The sequence below is a fragment of the Nocardia sp. NPDC046763 genome (assembly GCF_040645495.1).
GTDB lineage: Bacteria > Actinomycetota > Actinomycetes > Mycobacteriales > Mycobacteriaceae > Nocardia.
Genome location: NZ_JBEYYI010000036.1, coordinates 40,634 through 53,932, shown reverse-complemented (window position 1 = coordinate 53,932; position 13,299 = coordinate 40,634). Strand labels below are relative to the sequence as shown.

The 13,299-nt window shown below is 64.5% G+C and carries 11 protein-coding genes and 1 pseudogene; 10 read left to right on the top strand and 2 right to left on the bottom strand.

Annotated elements, in window-relative coordinates; genetic code table 11:
* The first annotated feature begins 50 nt into the window (after positions 1–50).
* From ABZ909_RS38415 to ABZ909_RS38405, 3 genes are read left to right on the top strand one after another with little or no spacing between them, the layout of a single operon-like run.
* On the top strand, positions 51–1,664 hold the full coding sequence (locus ABZ909_RS38415; RefSeq protein ID WP_357010320.1) for an AMP-binding protein: 1,614 nt from the start codon (positions 51–53) through the stop codon (positions 1,662–1,664).
* On the top strand, positions 1,661–2,152 hold the full coding sequence (locus ABZ909_RS38410; protein WP_357010317.1) for an acyl-CoA thioesterase: 492 nt from the start codon (positions 1,661–1,663) through the stop codon (positions 2,150–2,152). The genes ABZ909_RS38415 and ABZ909_RS38410 overlap by 4 nt, the downstream gene beginning before the upstream one ends.
* A gap of 7 nt (positions 2,153–2,159) precedes the next feature.
* Positions 2,160–4,565: a bifunctional salicylyl-CoA 5-hydroxylase/oxidoreductase gene (locus tag ABZ909_RS38405; protein WP_357010314.1), complete on the top strand. Its 2,406-nt coding sequence runs from the start codon at positions 2,160–2,162 to the stop codon at positions 4,563–4,565.
* A 70-nt stretch (positions 4,566–4,635) separates the two neighbouring features.
* On the opposite strand, the gene ABZ909_RS38400 is transcribed toward ABZ909_RS38405, so the two are convergent.
* Positions 4,636–5,634: an AraC family transcriptional regulator gene (locus ABZ909_RS38400; protein ID WP_357010311.1), complete on the bottom strand. Its 999-nt coding sequence runs from the start codon at positions 5,632–5,634 to the stop codon at positions 4,636–4,638.
* A 211-nt stretch (positions 5,635–5,845) separates the two neighbouring features.
* On the opposite strand from ABZ909_RS38400, the gene ABZ909_RS38395 reads away from it, so the two are divergent.
* From ABZ909_RS38395 to ABZ909_RS38365, 7 genes and pseudogenes are all read left to right on the top strand, one after another.
* Positions 5,846–6,655 carry an SDR family oxidoreductase gene (locus ABZ909_RS38395; RefSeq protein ID WP_357010308.1) on the top strand — a complete coding sequence of 270 codons (810 nt, stop codon included), beginning with the start codon at positions 5,846–5,848 and terminating at the stop codon, positions 6,653–6,655.
* A 27-nt stretch (positions 6,656–6,682) separates the two neighbouring features.
* On the top strand, positions 6,683–7,912 hold the full coding sequence (locus ABZ909_RS38390) for a styrene monooxygenase/indole monooxygenase family protein (protein ID WP_357010306.1): 1,230 nt from the start codon (positions 6,683–6,685) through the stop codon (positions 7,910–7,912).
* A complete protein-coding gene (locus tag ABZ909_RS38385; RefSeq protein ID WP_357010304.1) occupies positions 7,909–9,624 on the top strand; it encodes a flavin reductase in 1,716 nt (571 codons plus the stop codon). The genes ABZ909_RS38390 and ABZ909_RS38385 overlap by 4 nt, the downstream gene beginning before the upstream one ends.
* Before the next feature lie 181 nt (positions 9,625–9,805).
* Positions 9,806–10,711 carry an acyl-CoA thioesterase domain-containing protein gene (locus ABZ909_RS38380; RefSeq protein ID WP_357010301.1) on the top strand — a complete coding sequence of 302 codons (906 nt, stop codon included), beginning with the start codon at positions 9,806–9,808 and terminating at the stop codon, positions 10,709–10,711.
* Between the two features lie 23 nt (positions 10,712–10,734).
* The gene (locus ABZ909_RS38375; RefSeq protein WP_357010298.1) at positions 10,735–11,619 is read left to right on the top strand and encodes a PaaX family transcriptional regulator C-terminal domain-containing protein; all 885 of its coding nucleotides are present in this window, start codon (positions 10,735–10,737) and stop codon (positions 11,617–11,619) included.
* A 20-nt stretch (positions 11,620–11,639) separates the two neighbouring features.
* Positions 11,640–11,850, top strand: a pseudogene (locus tag ABZ909_RS38370) (DDE-type integrase/transposase/recombinase); the annotation flags it as partial.
* Between the two features lie 55 nt (positions 11,851–11,905).
* Complete coding sequence (locus tag ABZ909_RS38365; RefSeq protein ID WP_357010295.1) at positions 11,906–12,580, top strand: alpha/beta hydrolase; 675 nt, start codon at positions 11,906–11,908, stop codon at positions 12,578–12,580.
* A gap of 303 nt (positions 12,581–12,883) precedes the next feature.
* Here ABZ909_RS38365 and ABZ909_RS38360 read toward each other — a convergent pair whose 3' ends face one another.
* Positions 12,884–13,288: a hypothetical protein gene (locus tag ABZ909_RS38360; RefSeq protein WP_357010292.1), complete on the bottom strand. Its 405-nt coding sequence runs from the start codon at positions 13,286–13,288 to the stop codon at positions 12,884–12,886.
* Between the last annotated feature and the right edge of the window lie 11 nt (positions 13,289–13,299).

Here is a 13,299-nt window from a genome sequence, read left to right as displayed (position 1 = left end):
ATAAGCAATGAGATTGTATTGGCCTCACCAGTTCGAAAGGGCCGAGTGTGATGCTCACACCCTCCGCGCACAAAGACACCTTCTGCCGGGACAATCTCCCGGCCGAAGCCGACTGGCCCGATCTGGTCTTCGATCTGGCAGGGCTGCGCTACCCCGATCGACTCAACTGCGCGAGCGCCTTGCTCGATGCGACGGTAGCGGTCCATGGCCGGGCCAGACCCTGCCTGCACTCCGAGTCCGAAACCTGGACCTACGGCGATCTTCTCGACCGTGCGAACCAGATCGCGTATGTGCTGGCCGACGACTACGGCCTGGTTCCCGGGAACCGTGTGCTGTTGCGTGCTCCCAATACCCCGTGGCTGGTTGCCTGCTGGTTCGGTGTCGTCAAGGCGGGTGGGGTGGTGGTGACCACCATGCCCCTGCTGCGTGCTCCCGAGCTGACCAAACTGATCGAGCTGACCCGCCCGGCGCTGGCTCTATGTGATCACCGGTTGCTCGACGAACTGTCCGCGGCCGACACAGCCTTGCGTATCGCCTCGGTCGGCGGGCCGGGTGACGATGACCTGATCCACCGGTCAGCAGCGAAACCGGTCGCGTACACCGATGTGCGGACCAGTGCCGACGACGTGGTGCTGCTTGCGCCGACCTCGGGTACGACCGGAATGCCGAAGGTCGCCATGCACTTCCACCGCGACGTGCTGGCTATTGCCGACACCTTCTCCGCGCATGTGCTGCGACCGCACGGCGCTGATGTCTTCATCGGGACACCGCCTTTGGCCTTCACTTTCGGCCTCGGTGGGCTGGTGATGTTCCCGCTATCTGTCGGAGCGTCGGTCGTGCTGTTGGAGAAGCCCGATCCGGATGCGCTCGTCGCCGCGATCGAGAAGTTTTCGGTGACAGTGCTTTTCACTGCGCCGACCGCGTACAAGTCTTTGATCAAGCGCGACGATCCGGAGCGCCTGAAATCCCTGCGCCGGTGCGTTTCGGCCGGTGAACATCTGCCCGAAGCCGTTTTCGATCGGTTTCACGAACGGACCGGGCTGAAGATCATCAATGGTCTCGGTGGCACCGAGCTCCTCCATGTCTTCATCTCGGCGGCTGACGACGACATCCGCTCCGGCTCCACCGGTAGGGTCGTGCCCGGATTTCGTGCCGAGATCCAGGACGACGACGGCAATCCGGTACCGGACGGCACTCCCGGCCGGCTGGCGGTGCAGGGACCAACCGGGTGCCGGTATCTGGCCGATCCCCGTCAGCGTCAGTATGTGCGCAATGGCTGGAATCTGACCGGCGACACCTACACTCGCGACGCCGACGGCTACTTCTGGTACCACGCCCGCAGCGACGACATGATCGTCTCGGCCGGGTACAACATCGGTGCACCGGAGGTCGAGGCGGTCCTCGACCAGCACCCGGATGTGGTCGAGAGTGCTGTGATCGGGGTTCCCGATGATGACCGCGGCATGATCGTACACGCGGCGGTGGTGCTCCGGCAGGGCGTCGCGGGCGACGCGGCGAAGGCTCGGGAGCTCCAGGACTTCGCTAAAAGCACTGCGGCACCGTACAAGTACCCGCGCAGCATCGAATTCGTCGATGGTCTGCCCCGGAATCCCAGCGGCAAGCTACAGCGGTTCAAGGTGCGCGAGAACTGGGGGACGCGATGACCGACATTGTGATCGAGCGTGTCGTGGACTGGCAGGACACCGATGCGGCTGGACATTACCACCACAGTACGGTCGTGCGCTGGGTGGAGGCGGCCGAAGCCGCACTGCTCGACCGAATCGGGCTGCGCTGGCTGTTCGGCCGGATTCCACGAGTGCGATACGAAGTCGACTATCTGGAGCGCCTCTGGTTCGGCGATACCGCGGCCATCAGCCTGTCGGTGGGCAATGTCGGCCGATCCTCGCTCCGGTACGACTTCATCATCACCAGGATCCCCGCGGTGACGCAGCCGTCACTACCGGAACCGTCGACGATCGCGGCCCGCGGCGTCCTGACCGCCGCCCATGTGCCCGACGCCGACAGGGGCTCGCTGCCATGGCCCGACGACATTGCCGCGGCCTTGCGCGGCGCCCCGCTGCCCGAATTCGTCTCGGCCGAGTCGAACTGGCAGCCAACTGAATTCGAACCGACTTCGACCCGAAGAGTGTGAGGCTTTCATGCGTATCGCCGTGATCGGCGGAGGGCCCGCGGGGCTGTACTTCTCCGCCTTGATGAAACAACTCGACCCCACCCACGACATCACCATCTGGGAGCGCAATGCTCCCGACGACACCTTCGGTTTCGGAGTGGTGTTCTCCGACGAGACCCTCGGTGGCATCGAGCATGCCGACGAGGAGATCTATCGTGCGATGAGCGAGCAATTCGCCCGCTGGAGCGACATCGATATCCACTACCGTGGTGAGGTCCGCACCTCCGGCGGCCAGGGGTTCGCGGCGATGAGCCGCAAGGAGTTGCTGCGCATCTTGCAGCGGCGATGCGCCGATCTGGGTGTCACCATCCATTTCCGCACGCTCGCGCCGGATGTGGCGGAGTTGTCCGCCACCCATGATCTGGTGCTCGCGGCCGATGGTCTCAACTCCGTGGTGCGGACCCGTTTCGCGGATGTGTTCGGCCCGGATCTGGATCGGCGGCACAACAAGTACATGTGGCTGGCCACCGACCGGGTGTTCGAGGCATTCGAGTTCTTCATCAAGCACACCCCGTACGGGGTCATGCAGGTACACGGCTATCCGTTCAGTGCCGAGCAGAGCACATTCATCGTGGAGATGCACGAATCCGTGTGGCGGAAAGCCGGTTTCGACGCGTTCGCCGACCGCGCGTTTCTGCCCGGCGAAAACGACGAGAAGTCCATCGCGCTACTGGCGGAGATCTTGGCCGACGAGTTGGACGGCCACGGTCTGCAGGCCAACAACTCGCGGTGGATCGACTTCACCACGGTCCGCAACCGGACGTGGCGGCACGGCAATGTCGTACTGATGGGCGATGCCGCGCATACCGCGCACTTCTCCATCGGCTCGGGCACGAAACTGGCCATGGAAGATGCCCTCGCGCTCGCCGCCTGTCTGCACGAAAACGACTCCGTTGCAACTGGTCTGGAAAAGTACGAGCAGGAGCGACGACCCGTCGTGGAGTCCATTCAACGGGCAGCTCAGGCCAGCCTGGAGTGGTTCGAAGCTATCGGCAACTATACCGATCAAGCGCCGGATCAGTTCGCTTTCAATCTCCTCACGCGGAGTCGCCGCATCACTTACGACAACCTGCGGCTGCGTGATAACGGATTCGTGAATCGGATCGACGGGTGGTACCTCTCGATCCAGGAAGACACGCCGCGGAATGCGGTAGTGATCGGCGACGAAACTCGTCCGCCCATGTTCTATCCCTTGCGGCTCAAGGGAATCGAGCTACCCAACCGGATCGTTGTCTCGCCGATGGACATGTACTCCGCCGTCGATGGTGTGCCCACCGATTTCCATCTGGTGCATCTGGGCAGCAAAGCGCTCGGCGGTGCCGGGCTGGTAATGACCGAGATGGTGTGTGTGTCGCCGGAGGGGCGTATCACGCCCGGTTGCGCGGGGCTGTACACCACCGAGCAGGAGCGGGCGTGGGCCCGGGTCGTGGACTTCGTGCACGCCAATTCCCACTCGAAGATTGGTGTGCAACTGGGGCATTCCGGCCGCAAGGGCGCCACCAAGGTCATGTGGGAGGGCATCGATGACCCGCTGGACACCGGCGGCTGGGACACCGTCGCCCCGTCGGCCATCCCGTACGGGCCCGACAGCCGCACCCCGCGCGAGATCACGTGCGAGGAGATGGACGAGATTACCGAACAGTTCGCTCGGTCGGGCCAGGCCGCCGCCCGCGCCGGGTTCGATCTGCTCGAACTGCACTGTGCGCATGGATATCTGCTGTCTTCCTTCCTCTCCGCGTTGGCCAATCAGCGCACCGATGATTTCGGCGGCTCACTCGAGAACCGTTTACGCTTCCCACTGCGCGTCTTCGATGCGATCCGAGCGGTGTGGCCCGCGGATCGGCCACTGTCGGTGCGCATTTCGGCCACCGACTGGGCCGAGGGGGGCAACACCGTCGACGACGCTGTCGAGATCGCTCGAGCATTCGCCGAACACGGAGCCGATGTGCTGCATGTGTCCTCCGGCCAGGTGGTCAAGCATGAGAAGCCTGCGTTCGGGCGCAGTTATCAGACGCCGTTCGCGGACCGGATCCGGCAGGAGGTCGGTGTGCCCCACGGCATCTCGGTGGTGGCGGTCGGTGCCATCTCCTCCTACGACGATGTCAATTCGGTCCTGCTCGCCGGGCGTGCCGACCTGGTGGCTATCGGCCGCGCTCATCTGTGGGATCCGCAGTGGACACTGCACGCCGCGGTGGACCAGCAGTATGCCGGCGAGGCGGCGGAATGGCCCGCGCCCTTCCGCGCTGGTAACCGCAAACCGCCCAACGGCCGCACCGACGGTCCGCCCCCGCGTCTTCAGTTGATCCGCGCTGCCGAAGGGGCATCGACCCTCCGGCGACGCTGGCAGCCGCTGGATGTCGGTGTGAGTCGCTGAGTACTTTCACGCAGGATCTGTTCACGTCCCCCGCCCGGCTACGGGCGGGGGATTTGCATTGTGGTGCGGGCTATTTCCGGACGGTGCGGTCACGTTCCAGTCGAAGCGTCTGCGACGGCGATTCGCCATAGCGATCGCGGTAAAGGATCGAGAAACGGCCCGGATGCAGGAATCCCCACCGGATCGCGATATCGGTCACCGTGGTGGTTATCGGATCGGCCTGCAACAGGTCGGTCCGCACGCGCCGCAGTCGTACATCGCGCAGGTATGCCATCGGTGTCGTGTCGTAGTAGCGGCGGAAACCGTCCTGGAGCGTGCGTGTGCTCACGCCGATTGCCTCGGCAATGTCGTCGATGGTGAGGGGTTCATGGGCGTGGGCTTCGATCAGATCCGCGGCCTGCGCGATGGGCCGGGCCACGGTCGGCTGTGGTCGCCGGTCGAGCTCGTCGCGGTAGTTGTTCGGCTGGCCGAGCAGCAGCTGGCTGACGAGGAGCCCTTCGAATTCCCGGACAGGTATGGATTCCGGGATCTCGGCCGCGCCGACGGCGTCGGTCAACAGCTTGAACAGCCCGCTCCAGGTGCGGCCGGCCGGGGTCGTGAGATCCATCCGCGGGGTGAATTCGAGGGGCGTGGTCGGTTCCCGTCCGAGCTTCTTGCGCAGCACGTCGTGAACCGATGCGCGATCCAAGCGCAGCAGCAGTTGTCGATTCGCCCCTTCCCACGACATCGATACTCGCGGTCCGGGTTCGAGTACCGAGGCCACTTCCGGTGTGGAGGTGAAACTTTCGGCTCCAACGGTGATCGTGGCGCGACCGACGAGCGGGACCTGGACGAGGTAGAAGTCGTCGAGGTCGCGCGGGTCGATGCGGACATCGGTGCCGTACTCCAGGTAGTACACGCCCACGCTGTTCCAGCGCACGCCGTTGAAGTGTGCGTCGAGTCCGATCCCGCGGCTCAGTGGTGACAGCCGGTGGTCGCAAAAGGCCTGGCCGACGCTGTCGCGTACGACGTCAGGGTCGCTGGAGGCCGCTAGGCGGTATTGGCTGAGCGGGCGCTCATCATCGTTCATGCTTCCTCCAGGCGACACACGCGCGCATATCGCCTTTTTGACTATCGTCATGATTGCGCGTTACCAGTTTGTTCCATTCCGGCGTCATGCGTGTCAAGAACCGCCGGATCGACGCTGTGCGGACAAGCTCCGCGTTTGCGGGATAGCCGACGATCCAGCCGCTCCTTACCGTGACTCGGGTCACATTAGCGTGTGTAGTTCGGAGGGCAGCATGTCAACCCCAATCTCACTGTCCACGAAAACGGCGATCGTCACCGGTGGCGCCACCCTGTTCGGGACCGGTGTCGTCGCCGAGCTCGTCGCCGCGGGCGCGCAGGTGGTGGTAGCCGATATCGACGAGGTGGGCGGCGCGGCGGTTGCCGAGAAGTTCGACCGGGCCGCGTTCGTCCGGACCGACATCACCAGCGATGAGTCCATCCGACGTTGCGTCAGCGCGACGGTCGAAAGGTTTGGATCGCTCGATGTCCTGGTCAATCTGGCCTGCTCGTACGGAGACGATGGCGCCGACACCGACCGGGCAACCTGGTTGCGGACCCTGGACGTCAACTTGGTCAGCGCGGTGCTGTTCGCTGCCACCGCCCGTCCCCATCTGGCGCGGAGCCGCGGAGCCATCGTCAACCTGAGCTCGATTTCGGCCAAGGTCGCGCAGGCCGGTCGGTGGGTATACCCGGCAAGCAAGGCCGCTATCGCCCAGGTCACCCGCAGCATGGCGTTGGATTACGCCGCTGACGGCATCCGAGTGAATTCGGTGAGCCCGGGCTGGACCTGGTCGAAAATCATGGATGAGCTGTCCGCCGGCGACCGCGCGCACACCGATTCCGTCGCGGCGCCCTTCCACTTGCTCGCCCGCACCGGCGACCCGTCCGAGGTGGGGCGTGTGATCGCCTTCCTTGCCTCCGGAGCGGCGTCGTTCGTCACCGGCGCCGACTGGGCCGTCGACGGCGGCTACTCCGCTCTCGGCCCGGAGCAGACCGTGAGTGCTATCCCGCAACTCGCCGCCGAGAGCGCTCCGGCGCACTGACCCGAACCCGAAAATCAAAGGAACACAATGCGTACCATCACCATCATCGGTGCCGGTCAGTCCGGCCTGCAGCTCGGCATGGGTCTGCTGGATGCCGGATACGACGTCCGGATCGTGTCGAACCGCACCCCCGAAGAGATCTTCACCGGCCCGGTGACCTCCAGCCAGTGCATGTTCGGCAGCTCGCTGGCCCGAGAACATGCACTCCGCCTGGATTTCTGGGCCGAGGGATGTCCGGATGTGGAAGGCATCGCGTTCACTGTTCCCGACGACAAAGGGGGTAAGGCGATGTCCTGGGCTTCCCGGCTGGACCTTCCGGCTCAATCTGTCGACCAGCGGGTGAAGATGCCACGCTGGATGGGCGAATTCGAAGACCGCGGTGGTCAGCTCGACATCCATGATGCCACCCTCGACGACCTCGAGAGATATGCGCACGAGTCCGACCTGGTGCTGGTGGCGGCGGGCAAGGGTGACATTGCCAAGATGTTCGAACGTGACTCGGCCCGTTCGACATTCGACCGACCGCAACGGGCGTTGTCGCTCACATACGTGACCGGCATGGCGCCCCGCGAACCGTATTCGGCAGTATCGTTCAACATGGTTCCCGGGATCGGCGAGTACTTCGTATTCCCGGCGCTGACCACGACCGGCCCGTGCGAGATCATGGTCATCGAGGGTGTGCCCGGCGGTCCGATGGACTGCTTCGGTGGTGTCACCGACCCGCACCAGCACCTCGAGACCGCGAAGAAGATCGTCGAAACCTACCTGCCGTGGGAGGCCGAACGCTGCCGCGCTCTCGAACTCACCGACGACCTGGGCGTGCTCGCCGGTCGTTTCCCGCCCACCGTTCGCCGCCCGATCGGGGTGCTTCCTTCGGGTGCTCCCGTGCTCGGCATGGCCGACGTCGTCGTGCTCAACGACCCCATCACCGGGCAGGGATCCAACAACGCCTCCAAATGCGCCGCCTCCTATCTGGCGAGCATCCTCGAGCACGACGAGCGCCCGTTCGACCGGCAGTTCATGCACGACACGTTCGAAAGGTATTGGGACTACGCGAAGTACGTGGCGACATGGACCAACGGGCTACTGGTTCCTCCCCCCGAACACGCACTGGCGATGTTGGGTGCCGCCGGAACGAGCCCGCGTATCGCTCGTCGCTTCGCCAACGGTTTCGACGATCCGCGGGACTTCTTCCACTGGTTCATGGACCCCGACAGCGCGCGGTCGTACCTCGACGACCTCGCTCCGGCGGCATGAACGCCCAAGAACCGCACCGAATCGCCATCATCGGGGCAGGACAGGCCGGAGCCTTGCTGGCATTGGGGCTGCGGCGCCACGGCTGCACGGTGACCTTGATCGGCGACCGCCACCCCGACGAGGTCCGGACCGGTTCGGTGCTGTCGAGTCAATGCCTGTTCGGGCCAGCCCTACGGGTCCTGAGCCGCATCGTCGACGTCGAGGAAGATGCCCCCGCCATCGACCGTCTTGTACTGAGCATCGACGGTGTGGGGGAAGTGGTTTCGGCGTTCGAGACTCCTGCCTACTCGATCGACCAGCGTGTGGCCTGCGCCGCCTTGATCGAGGCGTTCATCGCCGAGGGCGGTAGCTTCCACGTCGAGGACGTCACCGTAGAACGTCTGGATTCCCTTGCGGCACAACATAGTCTGACCATCGTAGCCACCGGTACCGGAGACCTGGGCCGGATGTTCGTCCGCGATCGGGTGCGGTCGCCGTACGACCGTCCGAAGCGGGCGCTGGCCGTCGCGTATGTGCGCGGACTGCTGCCCGACGACTCCGGTGCCGACCTCACCATCTCGGTGATGCCGGGGGCGGGGGAAGTGATCACGCTGCCTGCGCTCACCACCTCCGGCCCGTGCTCGATCCTGGTCGTCGAAGCGATCCCGGGCGGACCGATGGATCGCTTCGACAACGTGAAGACACCGGAGGAGCAGCTGCGACGGTGCGTGGAGGTCCTCGACGACGCGTTTCCGAAGATCGCGGCCCGAGCCCGCGACATCGAGCTGACCGATGACGGCGGTGTGCTGCGTGGTCGGTTGACGCCCACGGTGCGACGGCCGGTGGCCTTCACCGCGTCCGGACATCCGGTGCTGGGTCTGGCCGACGCGGTGGTGCTCAATGATCCGCTGACCGCGCAGGGCGCGAACAACGCTGTCCATGCGGCAGGTATCTACCTCGATGCGGTATTACGGCACGGCATGAAGGTGTTCGACACCGAGTGGATGCACGAGGTATTCGAATCCTTCTGGCGCAACTGGGGGCGGTGGTCCGTGGCGTGGACCAACCGCATGCTCACCGAGATCCCCGAGCATGTACTGGATTTCGTGCGGATCGCCGCGGACGAGCCAGCGGTGGCCGGGTTGTTCGCAGCCGGATTCGACGACCCCAGCGCCCTGCACGACTGGTGGTTCGACCGGTCCGATGCCGAGCGCATGCTCGATGCGGTCCGGTCCGAATCGAATGCGGTCGACCCGCGGGCCTTGCGAAATGCCCTCGGACTGTACGCGACCGGTGTCACGGTCGTGACCTCACGCGCACCCGATGGCCGCAAGGTTGGGGTGACCGCCAACTCGTTCACCTCGGTCTCGCTGGATCCGCCGCTGGTCGCCTGGTGCCCGGCCAAGAAGGCACCGAGTCTGCCCGACCTTGTCGCGGCGTCGCATTTCGCCGTGAACGTGCTCGCCGCCGACCAGCACGAGCTCTCGCGGCAGTTCGCCACGCCCGCGCCGGACAAGTTCGCCGGTGTGGCCCACCACGACGGCATCGCGGGAGTTCCATTGCTGGACAACAGCATTGCCCGCTTCCAGTGCCGGACCGTACAGCGGGTAGAAGCCGGTGATCATGTCATTTTCATCGGCGAGGTCGAGCAGTTCGATACCTGTAATGGTCAGCCGCTGGTCTTCCACTCCGGGGGTTACCGAATCGCTGCCGATCATCCCGACTTCTCTTGAACGACAAGAGTGCTCGTCCGCCGGTCGTCCGCATGAGGGAATTTTCGACATGGGCGGGTGGTGGCCGTCGTGTGGCCACCACCTCTCCGCATGATGTAGATTCTCTGTGACGATCGAAATCATGACTCTATATAATCGCCGCAGTTCGTATCTGCGGGCTACGCTCTGAACGGACGGATCGATGCAGACCGGAACCCCGACCACATCCGCGATCTTCACCGCGGCGGTAACGCTGACGCCGACCGAGCCGCAGCACTTCGATGTGGCCTTCGACGCCACCACTCAGCCGTGTCCATGGCCCAAGGCTTACGGAGGCGACCTGGTGGCTCAGGCCGCGGCGTCGGCGATGCGGTCCGTGACCGATGGCAAGACGCTGCATTCGATGCACAGTTACTTCCTCCGCCCTGCCGATATCGGGGCGGTAGTGCGCTACGAGGTGGAGTTGCTGCGAGATGGGCGCGGCTACAGCACCCGACAGGTTCGGGGTTATCAGAACGGCAGGCCGGTCTACGTATGCCTGGCAAACTTCGCTGCTGGTGAATCCGGCGGCACCTTCGCCGGGCACATTGCGACTCCCGTCCCCGATCCGGACGAGTTGCCCAGCTCCGCGCGATATCTCGCCGACCGTCACGGCGGGACCATGACCGACGAGTCGAAAACCTACTGGTCCGAGGGCCGAAGCTTCGACATTCGGCACATACCGGGCCCTGTATACCTAACGGTCGAAGGAAAGCGGACACCGCACCAAGCGGTGTGGGTGAAACCGTTCGACCCGCTTCGCCCGGTTGACGGTCTCACCGATGCCCAACGCGACCTGGCCGCCCTCGCCTACGTCTGTGACTACACCATCCTCGAACCCATCCTGCGAGTGCTCGACCTGCCATGGGGCCGGCCTGGCCTGGTCACCGCCAGCCTCGACCACGCGATGTGGTTTCACCGCCCCGGCCGGGTCGGCGACTGGCTGCTCTACGTTCAGGAAGCGGTCGCCGCTGACGCCGGGCGCGGCGTAGGAATCGGTCGCTTCTATGACCGCGACCAGCGTCACCTGGCAACTGTCTTGCAGGAGGGAATGATTCGCGCCTCGTGACCCAGGGGACGTATGGTGCAAATATGACGACAGAGCTGGAAGTGGTGCCGAATGTGCGCGGACGAGAAGCTCGCCTCGCTCAGTTGATCATCACCATCTTCGGCCTGTGCGCGCGTGCCGAAGGCAACTGGCTGTCCACGGCGTCGGTTATCGCGCTGATGGCAGATCTGGGGGTAGATGCCCAGGCGGTCCGATCCTCCATATCACGGCTCAAGCGGCGCGGCGTACTACTGAGCGAGCAGAATGCCGGTGCGGTCGGATACTCCCTTTCGGAATCGACGCTGGAAGTGTTGGCCGAAGGCGATGTGAGAATCTTCCATCGCGCCAGGGCATCCGAGGAAGACGGTTGGATTCTGGTCGTTTTCTCTGTGCCCGAGTCGGAGCGCGAGAAACGCCACGCGCTCCGATCGAGCCTGACCCGGCTCGGCTTCGGAACCGCGGCGCCGGGAGTCTGGGTCGGCCCCGGAACGCTGGCCCGAGAGACCCGCCAGATGTTGGACCGTCGCGAGTTGTCCGGCTATGTCGACATGTTCACCGGCCGCCACCTCGGATTCGGTGACATGCGCGCGAAGGTGCGTCAATGGTGGAATCTGCCAGAGCTCAGTCAGCTGTACACGGACTTCCTGCAGCGGTTTCGGCCCGTCCTCTATCAGGTGACTGCGACGAATATCGCCCCGCAGGAAGCGTTCCAGCTCTACGTCCCGATACTGACCGAATGGCGCCGGCTACCGTACCGTGATCCCGGTCTCCCATTGTCACTACTGCCCCCGGCGTGGAACGGGGAGGCCGCCGGCACCTTGTTCGACGAACTGAACGAGGCCCTCGCCATACTCGCCCAGAAGCACGCGCTGGCCGTGATTCATGGGCAGCGCGCGAAGAGGCGGGGCCCGGCGCGGAAGGAGCGCTGAGCCCCGACGCCGGTGCGACCTCGATCGACTCTCGGATGAAATTCGCACTGGCCGTCCGCGCCCTCGACACCACCGTGGCCCGCCGCGGTGATGTGGCCGGCCGCATTCTGCACACCGACCGCGGGTCGCAATTCCGAAGCCGAAAGTTCGTGCGCGCCTTGGCTCGTCACGGTATGGCCCGATCGATGGGCCGCGTCGGGACGTGACAACGCCGCGATGGAGAGTTTCTTCGTACACCCCAGATAACTATCCGACATCACGATCCCTCTGAGTGGAGGTCCTCCGCATGGCCAACTTCGTTCTTGTCCCCGGTGCATGTCACGGTGGTTGGTGGTTCGAGCCGCTGGCTCACCGGCTGCGCGAGCACGGGCATACCGCGTACGCGGTCACGCTCACGGGGGTGGGAGATCGCGCCCATCTGCTCGCCTCGTCGGTGAATCTGGATACCCACATTCAGGATGTGGTCGGGGTGCTGGTCAGCGAGCAGCTCGAGGACGTGGTCTTGTGCGGGCACAGTTATGCCGGCATGGTCGTCAGCGCAGTAGCCGACCGCTGCCCCGAACGCATTGACTCGTTGGTCTACGTCGACGCCTTCGTACCGGCCAACGGTGATTCGGCGTGGAATTTGACCACCGAGGATCAACGGCGGTGGTACATCGCAGGCGCGGGCGCGGACGGGATAGGAGTTCAGCCGATGAGCTTCTTCGATCCACGCGCGACACCGCACCCACTTGCATCGTTGATCCAGCAAGTCCGCATCAATGATTCGACCAGGCGATATCGTCGACGTGATTACATCTACGCTGCCGAGTTTCGGGACAGTCCTTTCACCCCTACCTACGACCGACTCCGTGATGACCCCACGTGGAACGTTCACGCGTTGGCCAGCGGCCACAATGTCATGAACGGCTCTATTGACGAGTTGACGAGGATCCTGCTCGACGTCATAGCCACGCAGTAAACAAGGCTGACAGACCAAATCCCGCCAATCGCGGTGGGACCGCGATCCGTGCGTAGGTTCCTTGTCGTGTGAGGGCTCATGACCTCGTTGACGCGCGACGCTCACGACCTGGTTGAAGGTCTCAGGATCCGGTGGAACTGCGAATCATATTCGTAGGGAATGGATTTTGTCTTTCCAGCGTCTGACGGGGTGCTCGGTGGTGCGAGGGTCCAGCGCCACTTCGGCGCGCACGGCGCCGCAGGTGTGGTGATCGCAGCGTTGGTGGTTGTCTCGTTGGACGGGTGAGTGGCAGCCCCGTCACAGTCACGACGCTCTGCCGTAGAGCGCACGGAAGTGCAGCAGCGTCAGATGGTCCGAGTCGGATTCCGTCAGCGTGTGGCTGTCCTCGAGGACACCGTTCTCATCCCACTGCTTCGCCCACAGCGCAATGCCGTACTCGTACTCGCCGTCCTCCGCGAGCTGCCCGTTCCTGTGCCACTCCCGAGCCCGTCCATGCAGCGCCCCCCGGACGAACGTCGAGTCCACCATGGGCTGCCCCGACGGGTACCACTCCTTCGTCGGCCCCCACCGCAGACCCTCCCGGTACGTCGCCTCGGACCCGAGGGCCCCGCCCTTCTCCGTGAACGCGACCCCGGTGAAAGGCACGCCGTCCAGGTAGTGGAGACCGTCGTCTTCATAGTCGACGCGATTCGCTGGGACTCGATCCATCGACATCTCCT